Here is a 20,780-nt window from a genome sequence, read left to right as displayed (position 1 = left end):
GGCCACTACTCCAGTGACCGCAGGTAGACGATGAGGTCGGGCAGCCGGGCGGCGTCGACGGGCTGCGGGGGCATGGCGTTGCCCGGCTTGACGGTCTGGGAGTTGGCGATCCAGCCGCCGAGGTGCCCGGCGTCGTTGGGCACCGCGCCGGCGCCGATGCTCCACCGGGAACCTACGTTCGACAGGTCGGGCCCCACCCGCCCCTGGGCGCCGCTACCCCGGATGGAGTGGCAGGCGGCGCAGGTGCCCTGCACGAAGGTCTGCTGACCCCGCCGTTCGGCGTCGGTCCGGGGCGCCGGGGCCGGGGCGTCCAGCCGGGCCCGCCAGGTGTCGAAGTCGGCCCGGGGCTGCGCCACCACGAGGAACGCCATGTGGGCGTGCTGGGTGCCGCAGTATTCGGCGCACTGGCCACGGTAGCGACCGGCCTGGCGTGCCTCCAGCCAGGTCTCCCGGGTCTCGCCGGCGATGAGGTCCGTCTTCGGCATCAACTGCGGCACCCAGAAGCTGTGCAGCACGTCGTCGGTCCGCAGACGTATCCTGACCCGCTCCCCCACCGGAATGTGGATCTCGTTGGCAGTGGCTCCGGAGGAGCCCGCGTAGCGCACCTCCCACCACCACTTGTGCCCGGTGACCTCCACGGTCAACGCGTCCCGGCCGGGGCCGGCACCGAGCGCGGCGAGATCCCGCAGGCCGACTCCGTAGACGGCCACCAGGATGATGAACGGCAGCCCGGCTCCGGCGACCGCCACGAACCGCAGCGGCTGGCTGTGGCGCACCCGGGCGGCGCCCCGCCGGAACACCAGAGCCCAGGCGAGCAGCGCCATGACCTCGGCGAACACCGCCACGGAGATCCAAAACAGCAGCCACCAGAGGCCGTTGACCCGGGTCGCCCCGGCGCCGGCGGGATTCAACGCCGACGGACTGTTGCCGGAGCAGCCGGCGAGCAGCAGCACGCCGGACAGCAGCGGAAGCACCGGCCGGGGTCGGCGCTGCCGCCGGGCCGGGCGTGAACTGGTCTCCGCCGTCGTCTTCACCGGGGAGAACCCTAGCCGCAGTCGCCCGACTTCACCCTTTTTATTCCGAATGCAAAGGAATAGGGGGTTGAGAACCTTATGGTGGGCTCCAGTCCCACCTTCGGTCAAGCGCCTCCGGGACGCGGACAGCGGTACAGCGCCCTCGGGACGCGGACAGCGGTACAGCGCCTCCGGGACGCGGACAGGGAGATCATGCAAGCCTCCACGGTGGACCTGGCCGCGGACACCGCCAGAGCGGCCGCCGCGCGTCGGACGATGGCCTGGGCCGCCGGTGGGCTTGCCGCGGCGGCCACGGTGGCCGGCGGGTGGCTCGCACCCCCCGACCAACTGCAGGGCGACGCGCAGCGGCTGATGTACCTGCACGTCCCCGCCGCCTGGGTGGCGTACGCCGCGTTCGCGGTCGTGCTCGCGGCCAGCGGGGCGTACCTGATGGGTGGTGACCTGCGCTGGGACCGGTTCGCCCGGGCGGCGGCGGAGCTGGGGGTGGTGCTCACCGCCGCCGCCATCGCCACCGGCTCCCTCTGGGGGCACCTGGTCTGGGGCACCTGGTGGGCCTGGGACCCCCGCCTGGTCAGCACGGCCCTGCTGCTGCTCGCCTACGGCGGCTACCTGGCGGTGCGCCGGACGCTGGTCGAGCGGACGGGGGCGCGCGACGGGGGTGACCACCGGGTGGCGAAGCCCGCCGCCGTCGTCGGGGTGGCCTGCTCCCTCCTCATACCCGTGGTGCACTTCTCCGTCGTCTGGTGGCGTTCGCTGCACCAGCAGGCGACGATGCTGGCGCCGCACCGGCCCCCGATGGACCCCCGGATGGCCACCGCGCTGCTGCTGGCCGTGGCCGCCGCGACCCTCGCCGGCTCCTCCGTCCTGCTGCACCGCGTGGTTCGCCTGGAGCGCCGCCTGGGTGCCGAACCCTCCCCCGCCGCCGAGCGCATTCCGATGGACGTCGGATGATGCGCCGCAGGGCGGGCCGGGTCGCCCTTTTCGCGGTGCTGCTCGCCACCGGCGGGCTGCTGGTCACCAGCGCGCTCCGCGACACCGTCACGTACTACCGGACGCCGGGCGAGCTGCTCGCCGACCCGGACGTCGCGCGGCACCGGGTCCGCCTCGGCGGCGACGTGGTGCCCGGATCGCTGCGCCACGACGGTGACCTGGTCGTGTTCCGCCTCGCCGAGGGCAGTCACGAGATCACCGTCGAGCAGCGCGGCGCACCTCCAGAGACGTTCCGGGAGGGCACCGAGGCGATCGTCGAGGGCAGCCTGTCCACCGACGGCGTGTTCCGCTCGGATCGGGTGGTGGTCCGCCACGGCAACGAGTACCGGCCGTCGTCCGCACCTGCGGCTCCCGTCGATGCTCGGTGACCTCGGCACCGCCGGGCTGGCCGTCGGGCTGGCCTGCGCGACCCTGACCGCGCTGCTCTGGCTGCGGGTAGCCCTGTTCGGCACGGCCGTGCGCACCGCCCGGATCGGCACCGCCGCCAGCCTGGCCGCGGCCGCCCTGGCCTGCGCCCTGCTGGAGACGGCGCTGCTACGGCACGATTTCAGCGTACGGTTCGTAGCCGAGAACGGTGGCCGGCACGTCCCGCTCTACCACACGGTGACCAGCCTCTGGTCCGCCCTGGACGGTTCGCTGCTGCTGTGGCTGCTGGTCCTCGGCGGGTACGCGGCGCTGCTGGCCCGGCGCGCGTACCCGCCCCGGCTGCACGCGTACGCCATGGCGGTGGTCAGCGTGATCATGCTCTTCTTCTTCGCGCTGTCCACCTTCGCCGCGAACCCGTTCCGCCCGATGAGCCCGGTCCCGGTCGACGGCCCCGGGCCGAACCCGCTGCTGCAACAGCACCCGGCCATGGGTGTGCACCCGCCGCTGCTCTACGCCGGCTACCTCGGCCTGGCCGTACCGTTCGCCTTCGCGCTGGCGGCGCCGCTGGCCGGGCGGGAGGGCGCGGGCTGGGTGCGGGCGGCCCGCCCGTGGGCGCTGGTCGCCTGGGCCGCCCTCACCGGCGGCATCGGCCTGGGGGCCTGGTGGTCGTACGCGGTACTGGGCTGGGGTGGTTACTGGGCGTGGGACCCGGTGGAGAACGCCTCCCTGCTGCCCTGGCTGACCGCCACCGCGTTCCTGCACACCACCCTGGTACGCGGCCGGGCCGCCTGGCACAGCGCGCTGGCCTGTGCCAGCTTCCTGCTGGTACTGCTCGGCACCTTCCTCACCCGCTCCGGCGCGGTGGCCAGCGTGCACGCCTTCACCGACTCGCCGCTAGGCCCGATGCTGCTCGGCTTCGTGCTGCTGGCGGTGCTCGCGTCGACCGTCCTGACCGGCCGTCGGGCCCCCGAGCCGGCCCGTCCTGGGCGCCCACCGGCGCTGTCCCGCCCCACCCTCGCGCTGGTCAACGGCGTACTCCTGGTGACCATCGCCGCGGTGGTGCTGATCGGCACGATCCTGCCGCTGCTGTCCGCCCCGGTCAGTGGCACGGGCGCCTCGGTGGGGCCCGCCTACTACCAGCGGACCGCGGTGCCGCTGGCGGTCGTGGTGCTCCTGGTGATGGGCGTGGCGCCCGCGGTGCGGGTCCGCGACCGCTCGGCGGCGCTGCGGCGGCTCGCCGTTCCCGTCGGCGCCGGCCTGGGCACCGTGGCCCTGGTCGGCCTGCTCAGCCGGCCCGGTCTGGCCGCGCTCACCGCGTTCGGTGCGGCGGGATTCGTCCTCACCGGCCTGACCGGGGAGGCGGCTTACCGGCTGCGGCGGCCCGGCCCGCACCGGCGACCCGGCCGGCTCGGCGGGCTGGCCGCACATGCCGGGCTCGCCCTCGTCGCGGTCGGCGTGGCCGGATCGTCGGCGTACGCCCGGGACGCGGAACAGACGCTGCGGGTCGGCGAGACCCTGCGAGTCGGCGACGTCGCGGTCCGCCTGGACGGCGTGGAGCGCACCGGCGGCAAGGAAACCATGACGGTGCGGGCCCGGCTGGCGGTCACCGCATCGGGCCGGGCCGCTCCGGCGCTGACCCCGGCGCTGCGCTACCACCCCGCCCGGGACACCGCCGTCACCGTGCCCGCGATCCGCGCCGGCCTGCTGGGCGACACGTACGTCACGCTGATCGCCGTCGCCGCGGACAGCGGCAGCGCCACCGTACGGCTGGCGGTGAACCCGCTGGTCGGCCTGCTCTGGGCCGGCGGCGCGCTGACCGCCGCCGGCGGGTTGCTCGCGGCCGTCGCCACCACCCGCTCGCGGACCCGCCCGGCCGGCCGCGGCGAGCGCCCACGGCCCACCCCGGTGGCGGCCGGCGCCGGAGCCGAGACGTGAGGCGCCCGACCCTGCGGCGCCCCGGGTGGCTGCGGGCGGGTCCGGCGATGGTGCTCGCGCTCACGGTCGCCGTCGGCGCGCTGGTCGTCGTCGGCCTGCGCGCGCCCGACCCGTCGAATCCCGAGCAGACTCCGGCGGTGGCGGGCAGGCCCGCCCCGGCATTGTCCGGAACCACCCTGGACGGTGGCCGTTTCGCGCTCGCCGATGTGCGGGGCCAGGTGGTGCTGGTCAACGTATTCGCCTCCTGGTGCGGGCCCTGCCGCGACGAGCTGCCACTGCTGGTGGACGCCGAACGGACCTGGTCCACGCGCGGCCTGCGGCTGGTCGGGCTGAACATCCGCGACGGCACCGACGCGGTCCGGGCACTGCTCGACGACACCGGCGCGACGGGGCTCACCGTGGTGCCGGACCCGGACGGCACCCGGGCGGTCGAGTGGGGGGTGCGAGGCGTACCGGAGACGTTCGTGGTGGGCCGCGACGGCCGGCTCGTCGACCGGCGGCAGGGCGTGGTGACCCGGCAGTGGCTGGAGCAGCGGATCACGCCGCTGCTGGACGGATGAGCTGGCGGCGCGACTTGCGGCCCGCCTTGCGAATCTCGACAGGATCCAGGCGACATTCCCTGGTGGCGTTCGTGCTCAGCGCGCTGGCCGTCGCGGCCGGCGTGGGGCTGGCCCGCTCGGCGGACGACCACGGCCGGCCGGACCCGGTCCTCGCGGTCGCCGCCGAGCTGCGTTGCCCGGCCTGCCAGGGCGAGTCGGTGGCGGACTCCCGGTCACCGATCGCCGCGGCCATGCGGCAGGTGGTGACGGACCAGGTCGCCCAGGGGCGGGACCGCGACGAGATCCGGCGGTGGTTCGTCCAGCGGTACGGCGCGGACGTGCTGACCGATCCGCCGGCTCGCGGGGTCCGGCTGCTGCTGTGGGGCGTACCCCTGCTGGCCCTGCTGGGCGGCGGTTGGGCGGCCCGGCGGACGCTGCGGCCCGGCGCCGCCCGGGCCCGTCCCGCCGCGCCCTGGCGACCGGACGCCCGGGGCGCGCGGCGGGTGTGGCGGGTGGCGTCGGTGGGCGTGGTGGCGCTCGTGGCGTCCGTCGCGGTCGTCGCCGACCGGCTCGACCCGCCCGCCCGGCCGGCCCCGGCCGACCCGGTCGCGGTAGCCCTCCAACTCGCCCACGACCTCGAGACGCAGAACCGGTACGACGCCGCGGCGCAGATGTACCAGGAGGCGTTGCGGGACCGGCCCGACGATGGGATCCGGCTGCGGTTCGCCTTCGCGCTGCTGCGGGCCGGCGACGGCGGCGGCGCGCAACGAACCGCCCGAGAGGTCCTGGCCCGCGAGCCGGATTCCCCCGACGGCCTGCTGGTGCTGGGGCTGGCGCAGCGGAACAGCCGGTCCGCCGAGGCGGACCGGACGCTGCGGCGTTTTCTGACCGTCGCACCGGCTCATCCGGCCGCCGCGGAGATCAAGCGGCTGCTCGCCGCAGGTCAGTCCACCGGGCGCTGACAGCCCGTGACGCAATCACCGTCGGTCGCGGGGAATCAGAACTTCGCGAGCAGGCCCGCATCCACGGGAATCGCGACCCCGGTGACGTAGCGGGACTCCTCCGACGCCAACCAGAGCATCGCGTTGCTCACGTCCTCGGGCTCCACCCACGCCACCGGTAGCAGGGCCAGGCCGCCGAAGACCCGGGCCACGTCGTCGAGGGTCGGGGTTTCCACACCGGGGATGTACGCCCTCAGCAGGCGTTCGTTCATGGCCATCTCGGTGTTGACCATCCCCGGGTTGACGGTGTTCACCCGGATGTTGTGCTCCCCCAGCTCGTTCGCGAGGGTGCCCATGAGCCCCTGGAGCCCATGCTTCGACGCGGTGTAATGGGCCTGGTTCGGAGCGCCGATGAGCCCGGCCGTGGAGCTGATGATGACGACCGATCCGCCGCGGCCACGCTCGATCATCCCTGGCACGACGGCCTTGACCGCGTGCCAGGCGCCGACGAGGTTGACTGCGAGGATGTCCTGCCATTGCTTGTCGGTCAACTCGAGCGCGGGGTTCTGGTTCGCGATGCCGGCGTTCGAGACGAGGATGTCGATCCCGCCGAACTTCTCGGTCGCCTCGGCGACCGCGGCATCAAGTGCACCCTGGTCACGCACGTCGGCTGTGCGTGCGATGATCCGCCGACCCGCAGCCTCGACCAGGGCGGCGGTCTCGGCAAGATCTGCCGGCGTGCCCTGGCGGTAATCGAGGTCCGGCTCGTTCCGGGCCAGGTCGACCGCGACGATGTCCGCGCCCTCCTGAGCAAGCCGCACCGCGTGCGCCCGACCCATGCCGCGCGCCGCCCCGGTGATGAACGCTGTCTTTCCCTCAACGCGCCCCATGGCGGTTCGTCCTTTTCCTGGTAGGTAGGCGAAGCTCGCCCACCGATGTTGGTACTCGCACACCCGAGACAACGTGATCCCCACAACCCGTCCGACGAAACGGCAGCGCCGGAAGGCGTCTGTCGGGCTCGTGAAGCAGGCAGCCGCCCCATTGACCCCACGCACCTCAGAGCCACCCGGCAGGTGACAGAAGGGACGCTCCCCGCGTCCGCTGCCGAGCCGGCCGTCAGGACCCTGGCCGCCGCGCCGCGAGCTGGATCTGCAGCGCCAGCCGGGTACGCGGCGACTCCAGGTCGATGTGGGCGACCTCGGCGAGGCGGCGCATGCGGTGCCGGAGGGTGTTGGGGTGCACGTGCAACTGCCGGGCCGCCTTGTTCGGGTCACCCTGCTGCTCGAGCCAGGCGGCGACCGTGGCGACGTAGTCGGTGCCGTGCCTGCGGTCGTGGGCGACGAGGGCGGGCAGCGGCCCGCCGACCAGCAGGTCGGGCTGCGGTACGGCGGTGACCACGCGGTGCACCACCACGTCGGCCCAGGCGTCCTCGAACCGCAGTACGGATCCGTGCTGCCGGGCCGAGCCGCGCAGCGCGAGCAGCTCCGCCGCCTCGGCGCGTGATCGGGGCAGGTCGGTCAGCTCGGCGGCGACGCCGCCGGACCCGGCGCCCAGCCCCGGGTCGTGCACGGCGATGTCGCGGATCAGCCGCTCCAACCAGAGCCAGGAGCCGGGCAGCTCGCCCCGGTCGACCACGACGGCGAACAGGACGTCTCCGACGTCGGCGATCAGCGGTTGGCGCCAACCGTGCCGACGGGTGATCGACTCCCACAGGGCCAGGTTGTGCACGATCTCCTCGGTCCCCCCGTGCGCCCCGAGCGCGACGACCCGCCACGGCCCCTGGGGCAGGCCGAGTTCCTCGCGGCTCATCCGGGCAGGGGCACGCAGGGCGGCCTTCAGTCGCTCGGCGGACACCCGGCGGGCGACGTCCGCCTGCACCCGGAGGCGGAGCAGGTGCAGCGCCAGCACGGACGCCGTGCCTTGGAGATCGCGCAGGCGCTCGTCCGGCACCGGGCCGTCCACGACAGCCCAGATCGAGCCGAGCAGCTCACCTCCGGCGCGGATCGGGATCACCAGCCGGGGCAGCGTCCCGTCCGGACCCTGCGGCACGAAGATCAGTTGCCTGCCCTTCGCCAACTCGCGGAAGACGCCACGGGAACGGAAATGTGCGATCACATCACCGGGAACCCGCCGTCCGACGATGGTCGAGACCCGCGCGGGGTCGGTGCGATCTTGACGCGACGAGTAGGCGATCACCCGGTACTGGGCGTCCTCGATCGTCACCGGCGCGTCGACGATGGCGGCGGTCGCGTCGGCGAGCGCGAACAGCTCGTCGTACACCCCGGTTTCCCCGGTCTCCAGCGAGCCGGGCGCGACGGGCCGGTCGATCACACCCCGGAGCAGCCACACGAGTTGGGTCCACGACCCGTGGCTCTGCAACTCGACCAGGGTCAGGTCACGATCGGCGGCGGACGACGTCACGTCGGGGTGCGAGGCGAGCGGCGGCTTGAGGACGAGGCCGGCCGCCGCAGCCGCCGCGCAGCGCTCGATCACGGCAAGGGCCTGATCCGGGGTGGCGATGCCCGCGCCGAGGACGAGGTCGCCGCTCTGACCGGTCGGCGCTTCGTCGAGTTCGGCGAGGGTCACGTCGCGGACCTCCGCCGCTTTGGCGGCGACGACGACCTTGAGCAGCGCGGCGCCGACGGCGTCGACGATGCCAGCAACGGTGATCATGACCGAATTGTGCCTCGGCATTGTTCGTTTCGACCAATCGTACGGACGAGCATTGGCCTGGCGGAACAATGACGTTCCGCCGCACTGGAGACAGGATGGGGCCGATCTCAGTTGCCGTGAAGGAGACAACGGATGTCTGCCATCGAGTCCGCGCCCAGCCCTCAACGCGTCGCCGTCATCGGTGCGGGGATGGTCGGGCTGGCCACCGCCTGGTTCCTGCAGGAGCGGGGGGTCCAGGTCACCGTGTTCGACCGCACGGGAGTGGCGGCCGGCGCCTCCTGGGGCAACGCGGGCTGGCTCACCCCCGGCATCACCACTCCCCTGCCGGAGCCGGCGGTGCTCCGCTACGGCCTGCGCGCCGTCCTGAGCCCGTCGTCGCCGGTCTACGTGCCCCCGCGCGCCGACGCTCGGCTCCTGCGGTTCCTGGCGGGCTTCACCCGGCACAGCACCGCGGCCAAGTGGCGGACCGCGATGCGGGCGTACATCCCGATGAACCGCCGCGCGTTCGAGGCGTTCGACGCGCTGACGGCCGGCGGGGTCGAGGCGACGACGCACGAGGCGAAGTCGTTCATCGCGGCGTACCGGACCGAGGCCGAACGGTCGGTCCTGCTCGATGAGCTGGCGCACATCCACTCCGCCGGCCAGGAGATCGAATTCGACGTCCTGACCGGGGCGGAGGCACGCGAGGTCGAGCCTTCGCTGTCGGACGGCATCGGCGCCGCGATCCGGCTCCACGGCCAGCGGTTCATCAACCCCGGGGAGTACGTGCACGCACTCGCCGAATCCGTCCGGGCGCGCGGTGGCGCGCTGGAGATCGGGGCGGAGGTGGTGACCGTTCACGACGAGGGAGCCGGGGTCCGCGTGGTGACCTCGGCCGGCGCGGACGAGCGCTACGACGCGGTGGTGCTGGCAACCGGCACCTGGCTCGGCGACCTGGCCCGGCGCTTCGGGGTCCGGACCGTCGTGCAAGCCGGCCGCGGCTACAGCTTCAGCATCCAGCTCGAGCACGTCCCGGCCGGTCCGGTGTACTTCCCGGCACAGCGCGTCGCCTGCACCCCGCTCGGTGACCGGCTGCGCGTCGCGGGAATGATGGAGTTCCGCAACGCCGAGGCGCCCCTGGACCGTCGCCGTGTCCTGGCCATCGCCGAAGCCGCCCGACCGCTGCTGCGCGACGCCGACCTGGACGCCCGCACCGACGAGTGGGTCGGTTCCCGCCCCTGCACTCCGGACGGGCTGCCGCTGATCGGCGGCACCCGGTCGCCGCGGGTCTTCGCCGCCGGCGGCCACGGCATGTGGGGCATCACCCTCGGCCCGCTCACCGGCAAGCTGCTCGCCGAGCAGATCACCACGGGCCGCCAGCCCACGGAGCTGCACCCCTTCGACCCGCTGCGCTGAGCCCTGGTCGGTCCGTCGGGCGAGTGGCTGGTCGACCTGACCGGTGACCTGATCACCTGGCGGCGCGCGCACGAGAAGGCCGCCGTCGCCGTGCGCGGGCCTGCTCAGCCCCGCTCGGGTTCGCCGGTCTGCTCCCACATGGACTTCATCTCGCCGAACGCCTGCTCCATGATCTGGACCATGGCGGCGCGGGCGCGGTCGCCGTCGCGGCGCTGGATCGCCTGCGCCACGTCGGCGTGCAGTTGGAGGGCCTGCTCGTGCGGGTAGTGCGGCATCAGGTCGTAGTGGTGGCGGCCGGTGAGCACCTCGGCCACCAGGTCCTGCAGCTTGACGAACATCTCGTTACCCGAGGCGACCAGCACCCGCCGGTGGAACTCGATGTCGAGGTCGAGGAAGCGCTCCTCGTCCCCGGCCTTGCCGGCGGCCCACATCTTGGCCGCCAACCCGACGAGATCGCTCGCGTCGTCGTGGTCGACGCGGCGGGCTGCCAGCCAGGCGGCGTGCGGCTCGACGGCGGTCCGTAGTTCGGTGATCGAGCGCATCTGCGCCATCCGGCCCTCGGAGGCCAGTCGCCAGCGGATCACCTGCGGGTCGAAGACGTTCCAGTCGCGTGCCGACCGGATCATCACCCCGACCCGCCGGCGGGTCTCGATGAATCCCATGGCGGCGAGCACCCGCAGGACCTCGCGGACGACCGAGCGGGACACGCCGTACCGGTCGACCAGCTCGTCGATGTTCAGGACGGAGCCCGGCGTCAGCTGACCGCCGCAGATGGCGGTGCCGAGGTGGTCGAGAACTTGTGCGTGCAGCCCGGCCTCGGCAGGGGCCTTCTGTTGGACAGCTGCAACCCCTGATGAAGACCGGTCCACGCCATGGAGCGTATCAGTTGAACATCACCCCTTGAATAAATCCGCTTTATCGGCCTAGCATCCGGACGTTAAGCGGACGTTAACTGCGAGGTCGCGCTCCACCCCCGAAGCGGCGACCAGGACAGAAGGAGAGATGGACGTGCGGCGTCGATCGATATTGGGAACTTCTCTGGCCGTGGTTGCCGCCATGGGCCTGTCGGCGTGCGGCGGCGGCGGTGACGACAGCGCCTCGTCGAAGACCGTGCGGGTCACCCTGGCGAACCACGTGTGGACGGAGAACATCAAGCAGGCCCTGCCCGAGTTCGAGAAGCAGACCGGCCTGAAGGTCGAGATCACCCAGCTCGGCGAGGACCAGCTCTCCGACCAGTACAACGTGAAGCTCAACGCGGGCTCCAGCGACCTCGACGTGATGATGTACCGCCCCCTGCAGGAGGGGAAGCTGTTCGCCAAGAACAAGTACCTCGCCGACCTGTCCGAGAAGGTGAAGGCCAACAAGGACTGGGACTTCAGCGACTTCCAGGCCGGCCCGGTGGACGCCACCTCGTACAAGGACAAGGCGGTCGGTGTCCCGATCATCACCGAGCAGGAGGTCCTCTACTACCGCAAGGACCTGCTGGGCAAGGCCGGTCTGACCGCTCCGCCGAAGACCCTCGACGAGCTCAAGGCGGCCGCGGCCAAGATCAAGGCTGCCGACCCGAGCATGGCGGGCTTCGTGGCGCGTACCGGCAAATCGCCGGCCGTCACCCAGTTCTCCAGCTTCCTCTACAGCTTCGGCGGTGACTTCGTCGACAGCAGCGGCAAGGCCGCCGTCAACAGCGAGCAGGCCAAGCAGGCGTACGCCTACTACGGCGGGCTCCTCAAGGACCACGGCCCGGCGAACGTCAGCACCGACATGAGCTGGCCCGAGGCGATGGCGATCTTCACCCAGGGCAAGGCCGCGTTCTACACCGAGGCCAACTCGCTCTACAAGAACGCCACCGACCCGGCCAAGTCGAAGGTCTCCGACACCGTCGGCTTCGCGCCCTTCCCGGCCGGCCCCGCCGGTTCGAAGCCGTACAACATCCCCTCCTGGGCGCTGGGCATCAACGACAACTCCGAGAACAAGAGCAACGCCTGGAAGTTCGTGGAGTGGGCGACCAGCAAGGAGCAGACGCTCGCGCAGCAGAAGTCCGGCGTGCCGGGCGCGCGTAGCTCGGTCTGGGCCAACCCGGAGGGCACGGCCACGTACCCGAAGGACCTCGTCGAGGCCATCGCGGCCAGCACCAAGGAAGGCGTGGGTCACGACCGCCCGCTGGTCAACAAGGTCGCCCAGGCCCGCGAGATCGTCGGCCAGCCGATCGTCGACGCCATCGCCGGCAAGGATGCGACGGCGGCGGCGAACGCCGCCAACGAGGCGTTCCAGAAGTTCCTGGACGACGAGGCCAAGTAAGCCTGGCGCGGGGGTGGCCGGGCCGTCCGGCTCCGCCACCCCCGCCCGGCCCGCCCACCCGGAGATCTCATGGCAGCAGTGACCACCCCCACCAGACCCCGCGCCTCCGCCACGCCGGACACGCCCGGCTGGGCCCGCTGGGCCAACGACCATCGCAAGTGGCTCTTCGCGGCGCCGGCCATGGTCTTCGTCGCCGCGCTGATCGTCTTTCCGCTGGCCTGGACCGGATACCTCAGCCTCACCGACGCCGAGGGCTCGGTTCGTGCGGAATCCGAGTTCGTGGGCTTCCAGAACTACGTCGAGGTGCTCTCGGACACCGACCGGTTCTGGCCCGCCGTAGGCCGGACCGCCGCGTTCACCATCGTCGCGCTGCTGTTCGAGGTCGTCCTCGGCATGGCGGTCGCGCTGCTGCTGTGGCGGCCGTTCCGGGGTCAGAAATGGGTCCGGGTCGCCATCCTGATGCCACTGGTCGCCACCCCGGTCGCGGTCGGCATGATGTGGCGGCTCATCTTCGACCCGAACATCGGCATGGCGAACCAGGTCCTCGGCTGGGTCGGCATCGGACCCCAACCGTGGCTGGCCGGCCAGCACTCGGCGCTGCCCACGACGATCTTCATCGACGTCTGGCAGTGGACCCCGATGGTGGTGCTGATCCTGCTCGCCGGCCTGACCTCGCTCTCCGACGAGCCTCAGGAGGCCGCGCGCATTGACGGCGCCAGCGCCTGGCAGCGGTTCCGGCACGTCACCCTGCCGCTGGTGATGCCGACCGTGATCGTCGCGATCCTGCTGCGCGGCATCGACGCGCTGAAGACCTTCGACATCCTCTACGCCACGAAGGGCCGTGGCGGCGGCTCCTTCCACGAGGTCGAGACGCTCAACGTGTACGCCTACGGCCTGAGCTTCGACTACAACGAGTACGGCATCTCATCGACGGTCCTCATCGTCTTCTTCCTGATCATCATCGGATCGATGTGGGCCCTGACGTCGCGTAGGAAGGAGGCCCAGCGATGAAGTCCCGCCCCGCCTACCGGGCGTTCCGCCTGGTGGCGCTCACCGTCGTGGTGATCGCGCTGCTCGCACCGCTGATCTGGATGGTCGCCGCGTCGTTCAAGACGAACGTCGACATCTACGACACGGGCAAGGCGCTCGTCTTCTCACCCACCCTGGACAACTACGCGAACGTCCTGGAGCAGGCCAACTACGTCGAGTTCATCGGCAACAGCCTCTGGGTGGCCTTCGCGGCCACCGTGCTCTCCATCGTCCTCGGTGTGCCCGCCGCGTACTCGATGAGCCGCTTCAACATGCGCAAGTCCGCGCTCGTGGTGCTGATGGCGCGGGTCATCCCCGGCGTCTCCCTGCTGGTGCCCTGGTACTACGTCTTCTCCAACCTGAAGATGGTCGGCGGGTTCAGCGTGCTCATCCTCAGCCACATGTTCGTGTCGCTGCCGCTGGTGGTCTACATCATGATGGGCTACTTCGACAGCCTCCCCATCGAACTCGAGGAGGCGGCGCTCGTCGACGGGCTGACCCACATCGGCGCATTCCGCCGGATCACGCTGCCGCTGTCGATTCCGGGCGTGGCCACCGCCGGCATCCTGTCGTTCATCTTCTCCTGGAACAACTTCATGTTCGCCCTGGTGCTCTCCGGCGCCGACACGAAGACCCTGCCCGTCGCGATCTTCGACTTCGTCGGCTACGCCAGCATCGACTGGGGCGGCCTCATGGCGGCGGCCAGCGTCGTCACCCTGCCGATCATGCTGATCGCCCTGTTCGTGCAGAAGTACGTCGTCTCCGGCCTCACCGCTGGCGCGACGAAGGGCTGAGGACATCGTGACGACAATCGCTCGGGTCGAGACCTTCCTGGTCGCCCCCCGCTGGCTCTTCGTCCGCGTCGAGACCGAATCCGGGATCGTCGGCTGGGGCGAGGCGACCTGCGAGGGCCGCTCGGAAACCGTCCGCACCGCCGTGCAGCAGCTCAGCGAGCTGCTGATCGGCCGGGACGCGCTGCGGATCGAGGACCACTGGCAGACCATGACGAAGGGCTCCTTCTACCGGGGCGGCCCGATCCTGGCCAGCGCCGTGTCCGGTCTGGACCAGGCGCTGTGGGACATCGCCGGCAAGCGGTACGGCGCCCCGGTGCACCAACTGCTCGGCGGCCCGGTCCGGGACCGGATCCGGGTCTACGGCTGGGTCGGCGGCGACGAGCCCAGCGAGGTCCGCGACCACATCGCGGCGCAGGTCGAGGCCGGGCTGACCGCCGTCAAGATGAACGCCTCGGGGCGGATGAGCCCGATCGCGTCGGTCGCCGAGCTTAACGGGGTGGTCCAGCGGGTCGCCGCCGCCCGGGAGGTGCTGGGCGACGAGCGTGACGTCGCCGTCGACTTCCACGGCCGGTTCACCCTCGCCAACGCCCGTCGCGTCGCCCCGCTGCTCGAGCCGTACCGGCCGCTCTTTCTCGAAGAGCCGGTCGTACCGGAGAACTCCCACCTCATCGGCGACTTCGTGCGGTCCACGACCACGCCTGTGTCGACCGGCGAGCGGCTCTACAACCGGCAGGAGTTCCTGCCCGTCTTCCAGGCCGGCATCGCGGTCGCCCAGCCGGACCTCTCGCACGCCGGCGGGATCTCCGAGGTACGCCGGATCGCCGCGCTCGCCGAGGTGTACGATGTGCAACTCGCTCCGCACTGTCCACTCGGGCCGATCGCCCTCGCGGCGTGCCTGCAGATCGGCTTCGCCACACCCAACTACCTGATTCAGGAACAGAGCATCGGCATCCACTACAACCTCGGCGCCGAGGTGCTCGACTACGTCGTGGAGACCACGCCGCTGCTCTTCGTCGACGGGCACATCGAGCGGCTCACCGCGCCCGGGCTCGGCATCGAGATCGACGAGCAGGCGGTTCGGGCCGCGGACAAGCGTGGGCACGTTTGGCGCAGCCCCACCTTCCGGCACCCCGACGGCTCCTACGCGGAATGGTGAGCATGACCCTCGACCTGACCGGCGAACTCGCCGCGGCGCGCGTACTGGGGATCATCCGCGGCACCGACACGGCCGCCGCGATCGCCACCGGCGTGGCCCTGCTCGACGAGGGCGTACGCGTCATCGAGGTGGCCCTCACGACGCCGGGAGCGTTGCGCGCCATCGACGCCATCCGGGCGGCCGCGCCGGCCGGTGCGCTGGTCGGCGCGGGGACGGTGCTCACCGCCACCGACGTCGCCGACGTGGCCGCCGCCGGAGCGCACTTCGTCGTCACCCCGGCCGTCGTCGAGTCCATCCCCGAGGCCGTACGCCGCGGACTGCCGGTCGCCGCCGGGGCGCTCACCCCGACCGAGGCGTACACCGCGGTCCGGATGGGGGCGTCCGCGGTGAAGCTCTTCCCCGCCTCGCTCGGCGGCCCGGCGTACCTCAGGGCGCTGCGCGACCCGTTCCCGCAGCTTCCCCTCGTCGCGGTCGGCGGGGTGGGCCTGGCCGAGATGCCCGCCTACCTGGACGCCGGGGCCATCGCCGTCGGCGTCGGCGGCCCGCTGGTGGGCGACGCCGCGTCCGGCGGCGACCTCGACGCGCTGCGCGCCCGGGCGCGCGCCTATTTGGCGGCGGCGACCCACCGGCCGATCTCATGACCGCAGTCGACGTGCTCACCTTCGGCGAGTCCCTGGTGTCGCTGCGCACGGCCGGACCGCTGGCCGTCGGGGGTGCCCTGACCATGCACCTGGCCGGCGCGGAGTCCAACGTCGCGATCGGCCTGGCCCGGCTCGGCCACCGGACCGCCTGGGTCGGCCGGGTCAGCGGCGACGAGCTGGGCGAGTACGTGCTGCGGCAACTGCGCGCCGAGGGCGTACGCGTCGACGGCGTGACCACGGATCCCGCCCGGCCCGCCGGGCTGATGTTCCTGGAACGGCGCACCGCCGACGTGACCCGGGTGCGGTACCACCGGGCCGGCTCGGCCGGGTCCGCCCTGAGCGTCGAGGACGTGCGCACACCGGTCGCCGAGGGCGCCCGGGTGCTGCATCTGACCGGGATCACCCCGGCGCTGTCCGACAGCGCCCGCGAGGCCACCACCTGGGCGGCCGAGGTGGCCTCCCGGTCTGGGACGCTGGTCTGCCTCGACGTCAACTACCGGGCCCGGCTCTGGACCCGGGAGGCGGCCCGCGCGGCGCTCACCCCGTTGGCGGCGCACGCGTCGCTGGTCATCGCCTCGGCCGACGAGCTGGACCTCGTCGACGAGCCCGGGGCGGACGAGTCCACCGTCGCCGCGCGTCTACTGGCGCGCGGCGTGCGGACCGTCCTGGTCAAGCTCGGCGTCGACGGCGCGCGGGCGCACACCCGCGAGGGCGTCCGGCACGTCGCGGCGGTGCCGGTGACAGCGGTGGACACGGTCGGGGCCGGTGACGCGTTCAGCGCCGGCTACCTCTCCGGCCATCTCGACGGGCTCGACCTCGACGGCCGCCTGCACCGCGCGGTCACCGTCGGCGCCTTCGCCGTCGCCGGTCACGGCGACTGGGAGGGTCTGCCACGCCGTGATGAACTGTCCCTTCTCGACGGACACGAGACTGGAAGCACCATCCGCTAAACCCGCCCAGCGCGGCACCTGAGAAAGGCACCCCGTGAAGATTGTCGCAGCGGACGTCATCGTCTCCAGCCCGGACCGCAACTTCGTCACCCTGAAGATCACCACCGACGACGGGGTCACCGGTCTGGGCGACGGCACCCTCAACGGGCGGGAACTGTCGGTCGCCTCGTACCTGCGCGACCACGTCGTGCCGCTGTTGATCGGGCGCGATCCACACCGCATCGAGGACACCTGGCAGTTCCTGTACCGCTCCGCGTACTGGCGACGCGGCCCGGTGACCATGGCGGCGATCGCGGCCGTGGACGTCGCGCTCTGGGACATCAAGGCCAAGGCCGCCGGCATGCCGCTCTACCAGCTGCTGGGCGGCGCGTCGCGGACCGGCATCATGGCGTACGGCCACGCCTCCGGGCGGGACATCCCCGAGCTGTTCGACTCGATCCGCCACCATCTCGAACTCGGCTTCCGATCCATCCGGGTCCAGACGTCCGTGCCGGGCATCAACGCCGTCTACGGGGTCGCCGCGCAACCCAGCGCCGACGGCAAGCGGTACGACTACGAGCCGGCGCAGCGCACCCCGCTGCCGGCCGAGGAGGACTGGGACACCCGCTCCTACATGCGCCACCTGCCCGGCGTCTTCGAGGCGGTACGCAACGAGTTCGGACCCGAGCTTCCGCTGCTGCACGACGGTCACCACCGGATGACCCCGATCCAGGCCGCCCGGCTCGGCAAGGACCTCGAACCGTACGACCTGTTCTGGCTCGAGGACTGCACTCCCGCCGAGAACCAGGAGGCCCTGCGCCTGGTCCGCCACCACACGACCACGCCGCTGGCGATCGGCGAGGTCTTCAACACGGTGTGGGACTACCAGACGCTCATCCGCGAACAGTTGATCGACTACGTCCGGTCCGCCGTCACCCACACCGGCGGCATCACCGCCATCCGCAAGCTGCTCGACTTCGCCGCGCAGTACCAGATCAAGTCCGGCATCCACGGCCCGACCGACATCTCACCGGTCGGCATGGCCGCCGCCCTGCACCTCGACCTGGCTATCCACAACTTCGGCATCCAGGAGTACATGCAGCACGGCGCTCTGACCGACGAGGTGTTCCGGCAGTCCTTCACGTTCGCCGACGGTTACCTCCACCCGGGCGAGCAGCCGGGCCTGGGCGTCGAACTCGACGAGGAGGCCGCCGCGAGGTTCCCGTACGTGCCGGCCTACCTGCCGTTCAACCGGCTCAAGGACGGGACCATCCATGACTGGTGAGCAGGGCGCCGCGGCCAGCCGGCACCAGCCGCCCCGGCATGTCGTCGTGATGGGCGTGTCCGGGGCGGGCAAGACGACCGTGGCCAGGGGAATCAGCGCCCTCACCGGGCTGACCTTCGCCGAGGCCGACGAGTTCCACTCCGAGGCCAACGTGGCGAGGATGCGCTCCGGCGTACCCCTCGACGACGACGCCCGCTGGCCCTGGCTCCGCGCCCTCGCCGACTGGATGGCCAGCCGTAACGCCGAGGGCGTTTCGACGGTGCTGGCCTGCTCGGCGTTGAAGCGGTCCTACCGGGAGGTGCTCCGGCAGGGGCCACCGAGCGTGGACTTCGTCCACCTGGACGGGACGGCGGAGGTCATCCGGGAGCGGATGGCCCAGCGCGCCGGGCACTACATGCCGGCGAGCCTCCTCGACTCTCAGCTGGCCATCCTGGAACGGTTCGAGCCGGGCGAGCCGGGGCTGGTGCTCGACGTCGCGCTGCCTCCGGACGAGCTCGTGTCCGCCGCGGTGAACCGTCTCGGGCTGGGCGCCGGAGCCGCCGCCGTGGACGGGTAGCCGTCCGATCTCCATCTGGGTGACGGCCTGACGGCCGGCTGACGCTCTGCGACCCCCCACCATGGGTGCTCCGTGTCCATGTCCCCAGCGCTGAAGCTGGGCACCGTGGGCAACGGCGCGTCACACGGCTGCGGACATCGGGATGACCGGACCGTCGTCGTTGATGTCCGGTCCGAAGAACGTGAACACCACCAGGTCCTGATGGCCCGGGGTTCTCCACGATCGAGTAGACGCCGTGCCGAGCGCCCCGGCCGGTCCCGTCATCAATACGACGACGTCACCGTGGCGATCCCCAGAGAAGCGTCCCGCCGCTGGTCGGCGGCCCCGCCTCGGGTTCGATGCCAGGTTGGAGGAGCCCCAGTGGTGACGACCAAGCTCGGGGCACACTCCGCCGACAGCAGGCCCGGCTGCGCTGTCAAACCCGGTGCGGGACAGCGTCGCGTGGAGGTCAAGGAATGGCTCGACCGATGGGCCGGACTGCGGCTGGAGATCTAGCGCTCACGCCAAGCGAAGGAAGGGTAGCCCCGACAGGACGTCCTCTTCACAGCTACCTGAGCGGATACGCGCCGGATCAGCGGCGCGGCCCGCACGGGCGGGCAATGGGGTTGTGCCGACTCTGCCTACGCCGCAGGTTCCAGTACGACGACTGGGATCTGGCGGGTGGTCTTCTGCTCGTAGTCGGCGAAGCCTGGATAGGCGGCCTTCTGCGCGCTCCAGATCCGTTCCCGCTCGTCCCCAGTGGCAACTCTGGCGACCAACTCGACCTTGTCCGTACCGATCTCCGCTTGGACCTGCGGGTGAGCGAGCAGGTTGTGGTACCAGTCGGGATTGGTGGGCGCACCGGCCTTGGACGCGAACACGGCGTAGCCGCCGTCCACCTTCTGGTACATCATCGGGTTCACGCGGGGCCGGCCGCTCTTGGCGCCGATCGTGTGCAACAGCAGCAGCGGCGCCCCAGCGAACTGACCGCCGACCTGCCCACCGTTGGCGCGAAACTCGACGATGATCTTGTCGTTCCAGTCGCTCATGCCTTCTCCTTGCCTCCGCGAACCGGCTCCTTAAACACGATTCTGACAGTCTCAACCGGTCGTGACACTGCGAGCACGCAGCAACGAGCGCGGCGGCGACAATGCGTAGCGTTCGGTTCGCGGCAGGTGCGGACGTCGAAGGCTGCGGTGTTTGGCTTCCGGGCGGCCGAAGATACCGGCCGGCTCAGCTCTTACAAGTCCTCGGGACGCGCAGAACACCCATGTCGATGTGGCTGGCCGCAACATCACCGGAGGGCGGAGGGCATCTTCGAGTTCCAGGAGCTGTTCGATCAGCTCCATGGCGCCCTTTGTCGCTGGGACGTGTGGGCGGCTGCGTACCTAATCGGCGGGGGATGCTCGGACGACAGGTTCATGGATTTCCGGGCGGGAGTCATCGCGCTCGTCCCGGCGGAGGAAGCACGACAGCAGTTGCCTGAACTCGTGCGGGTGCTCGATCGCCGGCACGTGCCCGCATCGGCCGAGCACGTGCAGACGGACATCGGCGAGGTGTTCGAGCAGGGGCTGAGCTGCCGTCCCGAGCGGGGTGACTCGGTCCTCGGCGCCGTGCACGAGCAGCACGGGCGCGCGGATTGCTGCCAGCGTCTGTGCCGAGAGGGTGAGCTCGTCGACCCATCGTGCCCTGGGTGGAGGGAACAACGACGCGAATGCGGCCGCCCCCGCTCGCATCGCGGTTGCACGGGCATCGACGGCCGCATCGGTCACGAGCGCCTGGTCGAGGACGAGGCGACTCAGCATGTCTCGTGCCCCGATCGGGCCGGCGGGGGCGGCCCAGATCGCGTCGAGCTCGGCGGACAGCGGCGCCCCGGGGGCGCCCATCGTCGAGACCGCCACGACACGGGTGACCTGCTGGGGGCGGGCGGCCGCCAACGCCAGCGCGACGGCGCCGCCCATGGAGTGACCCACCACGGCGTAGGACTCGATACCGAGAGCATCCATCAGGCCCGCGGCCTGTTCCGTCCACAGCCGGAGCCCACCCCTGGAGCTCGCCGGGACAGGTGTACGGCCGAACCCCGCCTGGTCAGGAGCCACCAGGTGCCAGGACGTGCCCAGCGCCTGCGCCGTCGTCGCCCAGGCGCCGGACCCGGTCGTGCCGGGTCCGGAGCCGTGCAGCATCAGCACCGCGGGCCCGGTGCCGCTCTCCAGGACGTGGACGGGGGAACCGTCGACGGT

20 protein-coding genes and 1 pseudogene are annotated in these 20,780 nt (G+C 71.7%); 15 read left to right on the top strand and 6 right to left on the bottom strand.

From position 1 onward, the window contains the following. Positions 1 to 5: 5 nt before the first annotated feature. Positions 6 to 1,034, bottom strand: a complete 1,029-nt coding sequence (coxB, locus tag OG505_RS05455; protein ID WP_405431440.1) for a cytochrome c oxidase subunit II — start codon at positions 1,032 to 1,034, stop codon at positions 6 to 8. Between the two features lie 192 nt (positions 1,035 to 1,226). Between coxB and ccsA the strand changes: the two genes are divergently transcribed. The 5 genes from ccsA (at position 1,227) to OG505_RS05430 (ending at position 5,826) form a co-directional block, all read left to right on the top strand. Further along, positions 1,227 to 1,985, top strand: coding sequence for a cytochrome c biogenesis protein CcsA (gene ccsA, locus OG505_RS05450; protein WP_405431439.1), 759 nt, complete (start codon positions 1,227 to 1,229; stop codon positions 1,983 to 1,985). Further along, positions 1,982 to 2,392, top strand: coding sequence for a cytochrome c maturation protein CcmE (locus OG505_RS05445; RefSeq protein ID WP_405431437.1), 411 nt, complete (start codon positions 1,982 to 1,984; stop codon positions 2,390 to 2,392). The genes ccsA and OG505_RS05445 overlap by 4 nt, the downstream gene beginning before the upstream one ends. Beyond that, positions 2,382 to 4,325 (top strand): heme lyase CcmF/NrfE family subunit, encoded by a 1,944-nt coding sequence (locus tag OG505_RS05440; protein WP_405431436.1) that lies wholly within the window; start codon positions 2,382 to 2,384, stop codon positions 4,323 to 4,325. Before OG505_RS05445 ends, OG505_RS05440 begins: the two co-directional genes overlap by 11 nt. Beyond that, entirely contained in the window at positions 4,322 to 4,885 is a 564-nt protein-coding gene (locus tag OG505_RS05435; RefSeq protein ID WP_405431434.1) for a TlpA family protein disulfide reductase, read from the top strand. Before OG505_RS05440 ends, OG505_RS05435 begins: the two co-directional genes overlap by 4 nt. Positions 4,886 to 4,947: 62 nt before the next feature. Further along, positions 4,948 to 5,826 carry a cytochrome c-type biogenesis protein CcmH gene (locus OG505_RS05430; RefSeq protein ID WP_405431433.1) on the top strand — a complete coding sequence of 293 codons (879 nt, stop codon included), beginning with the start codon at positions 4,948 to 4,950 and terminating at the stop codon, positions 5,824 to 5,826. A gap of 35 nt (positions 5,827 to 5,861) precedes the next feature. Here OG505_RS05430 and OG505_RS05425 read toward each other — a convergent pair whose 3' ends face one another. Continuing rightward, positions 5,862 to 6,779: a mycofactocin-coupled SDR family oxidoreductase gene (locus OG505_RS05425; RefSeq protein WP_405431432.1), complete on the bottom strand. Its 918-nt coding sequence runs from the start codon at positions 6,777 to 6,779 to the stop codon at positions 5,862 to 5,864. A 142-nt stretch (positions 6,780 to 6,921) separates the two neighbouring features. After that, on the bottom strand, positions 6,922 to 8,478 hold the full coding sequence (locus tag OG505_RS05420) for a PucR family transcriptional regulator (RefSeq protein ID WP_405431430.1): 1,557 nt from the start codon (positions 8,476 to 8,478) through the stop codon (positions 6,922 to 6,924). Between the two features lie 132 nt (positions 8,479 to 8,610). On the opposite strand from OG505_RS05420, the gene OG505_RS05415 reads away from it, so the two are divergent. After that, positions 8,611 to 9,873, top strand: a complete 1,263-nt coding sequence (locus tag OG505_RS05415; protein ID WP_405431429.1) for an NAD(P)/FAD-dependent oxidoreductase — start codon at positions 8,611 to 8,613, stop codon at positions 9,871 to 9,873. Positions 9,874 to 9,977: 104 nt separating this feature from the next. Here the strand turns inward: OG505_RS05415 and OG505_RS05410 are convergent, their stop codons facing one another. Then, positions 9,978 to 10,742: a FadR/GntR family transcriptional regulator gene (locus tag OG505_RS05410; RefSeq protein WP_405431428.1), complete on the bottom strand. Its 765-nt coding sequence runs from the start codon at positions 10,740 to 10,742 to the stop codon at positions 9,978 to 9,980. A 187-nt stretch (positions 10,743 to 10,929) separates the two neighbouring features. Here OG505_RS05410 and OG505_RS05405 point away from each other — a divergent pair, with 187 nt between their 5' ends. The 8 genes from OG505_RS05405 (at position 10,930) to OG505_RS05370 (ending at position 18,561) form a co-directional block, all read left to right on the top strand. After that, complete coding sequence (locus tag OG505_RS05405; protein ID WP_405431427.1) at positions 10,930 to 12,171, top strand: ABC transporter substrate-binding protein; 1,242 nt, start codon at positions 10,930 to 10,932, stop codon at positions 12,169 to 12,171. Between the two features lie 69 nt (positions 12,172 to 12,240). Next, positions 12,241 to 13,182, top strand: a complete 942-nt coding sequence (locus OG505_RS05400) for a carbohydrate ABC transporter permease (RefSeq protein ID WP_405431426.1) — start codon at positions 12,241 to 12,243, stop codon at positions 13,180 to 13,182. Then, on the top strand, positions 13,179 to 13,994 hold the full coding sequence (locus tag OG505_RS05395) for a carbohydrate ABC transporter permease (protein WP_405431425.1): 816 nt from the start codon (positions 13,179 to 13,181) through the stop codon (positions 13,992 to 13,994). The genes OG505_RS05400 and OG505_RS05395 overlap by 4 nt, the downstream gene beginning before the upstream one ends. Positions 13,995 to 14,001: 7 nt before the next feature. Continuing rightward, a complete protein-coding gene (dgoD, locus tag OG505_RS05390) occupies positions 14,002 to 15,150 on the top strand; it encodes a galactonate dehydratase (RefSeq protein ID WP_405431423.1) in 1,149 nt (382 codons plus the stop codon). A 2-nt stretch (positions 15,151 to 15,152) separates the two neighbouring features. Beyond that, positions 15,153 to 15,791: a bifunctional 4-hydroxy-2-oxoglutarate aldolase/2-dehydro-3-deoxy-phosphogluconate aldolase gene (locus OG505_RS05385; protein WP_405431422.1), complete on the top strand. Its 639-nt coding sequence runs from the start codon at positions 15,153 to 15,155 to the stop codon at positions 15,789 to 15,791. Further along, positions 15,788 to 16,741 (top strand): sugar kinase, encoded by a 954-nt coding sequence (locus tag OG505_RS05380; protein WP_405431420.1) that lies wholly within the window; start codon positions 15,788 to 15,790, stop codon positions 16,739 to 16,741. The genes OG505_RS05385 and OG505_RS05380 overlap by 4 nt, the downstream gene beginning before the upstream one ends. A gap of 34 nt (positions 16,742 to 16,775) precedes the next feature. Continuing rightward, positions 16,776 to 18,005, top strand: coding sequence for a D-mannonate dehydratase ManD (gene manD, locus OG505_RS05375; protein ID WP_405431418.1), 1,230 nt, complete (start codon positions 16,776 to 16,778; stop codon positions 18,003 to 18,005). Beyond that, positions 17,995 to 18,561 (top strand): gluconokinase, encoded by a 567-nt coding sequence (locus OG505_RS05370; RefSeq protein WP_405431417.1) that lies wholly within the window; start codon positions 17,995 to 17,997, stop codon positions 18,559 to 18,561. The genes manD and OG505_RS05370 overlap by 11 nt, the downstream gene beginning before the upstream one ends. A gap of 620 nt (positions 18,562 to 19,181) precedes the next feature. Here the strand turns inward: OG505_RS05370 and OG505_RS05365 are convergent. After that, on the bottom strand, positions 19,182 to 19,589 hold the full coding sequence (locus tag OG505_RS05365; RefSeq protein WP_405431415.1) for a nitroreductase family deazaflavin-dependent oxidoreductase: 408 nt from the start codon (positions 19,587 to 19,589) through the stop codon (positions 19,182 to 19,184). On the opposite strand from OG505_RS05365, the pseudogene OG505_RS05360 reads away from it, so the two are divergent. Further along, positions 19,494 to 19,928 (top strand): annotated as a pseudogene (locus OG505_RS05360) (hypothetical protein); the annotation flags it as partial. The gene OG505_RS05365 and the pseudogene OG505_RS05360 sit on opposite strands and share 96 nt — an antisense overlap. On the opposite strand, the gene OG505_RS05355 reads toward OG505_RS05360, so the two are convergent. Next, on the bottom strand, positions 19,929 to 20,723 hold the full coding sequence (locus OG505_RS05355; protein ID WP_405434395.1) for an alpha/beta fold hydrolase: 795 nt from the start codon (positions 20,721 to 20,723) through the stop codon (positions 19,929 to 19,931). Positions 20,724 to 20,780 lie beyond the last annotated feature (57 nt).

The sequence above is a fragment of the Micromonospora sp. NBC_00617 genome (assembly GCF_045161355.1).
Lineage (GTDB): Bacteria > Actinomycetota > Actinomycetes > Mycobacteriales > Micromonosporaceae > Micromonospora.
Note: the sequence above shows the minus strand (reverse complement) of the source record. Positions and strands in the feature narration are given on the sequence as shown.

Coding starts and splice junctions, on each gene's coding strand:
- ccsA (WP_405431439.1), top strand. CDS start 1,227: ATGCAAGCCTCCACGGTGGACCTGGCCGCGGACACCGCCAGAGCGGCC.
- OG505_RS05445 (WP_405431437.1), top strand. CDS start 1,982: ATGATGCGCCGCAGGGCGGGCCGGGTCGCCCTTTTCGCGGTGCTGCTC.
- OG505_RS05440 (WP_405431436.1), top strand. CDS start 2,382: ATGCTCGGTGACCTCGGCACCGCCGGGCTGGCCGTCGGGCTGGCCTGC.
- OG505_RS05420 (WP_405431430.1), bottom strand. CDS start 8,478: ATGATCACCGTTGCTGGCATCGTCGACGCCGTCGGCGCCGCGCTGCTC.
- OG505_RS05415 (WP_405431429.1), top strand. CDS start 8,611: ATGTCTGCCATCGAGTCCGCGCCCAGCCCTCAACGCGTCGCCGTCATC.
- OG505_RS05405 (WP_405431427.1), top strand. CDS start 10,930: ATGGGCCTGTCGGCGTGCGGCGGCGGCGGTGACGACAGCGCCTCGTCG.
- OG505_RS05400 (WP_405431426.1), top strand. CDS start 12,241: ATGGCAGCAGTGACCACCCCCACCAGACCCCGCGCCTCCGCCACGCCG.
- OG505_RS05395 (WP_405431425.1), top strand. CDS start 13,179: ATGAAGTCCCGCCCCGCCTACCGGGCGTTCCGCCTGGTGGCGCTCACC.
- OG505_RS05385 (WP_405431422.1), top strand. CDS start 15,153: ATGACCCTCGACCTGACCGGCGAACTCGCCGCGGCGCGCGTACTGGGG.
- OG505_RS05380 (WP_405431420.1), top strand. CDS start 15,788: ATGACCGCAGTCGACGTGCTCACCTTCGGCGAGTCCCTGGTGTCGCTG.
- OG505_RS05370 (WP_405431417.1), top strand. CDS start 17,995: ATGACTGGTGAGCAGGGCGCCGCGGCCAGCCGGCACCAGCCGCCCCGG.
- OG505_RS05365 (WP_405431415.1), bottom strand. CDS start 19,589: ATGAGCGACTGGAACGACAAGATCATCGTCGAGTTTCGCGCCAACGGT.
- OG505_RS05355 (WP_405434395.1), bottom strand. CDS start 20,723: ATGCTGCACGGCTCCGGACCCGGCACGACCGGGTCCGGCGCCTGGGCG.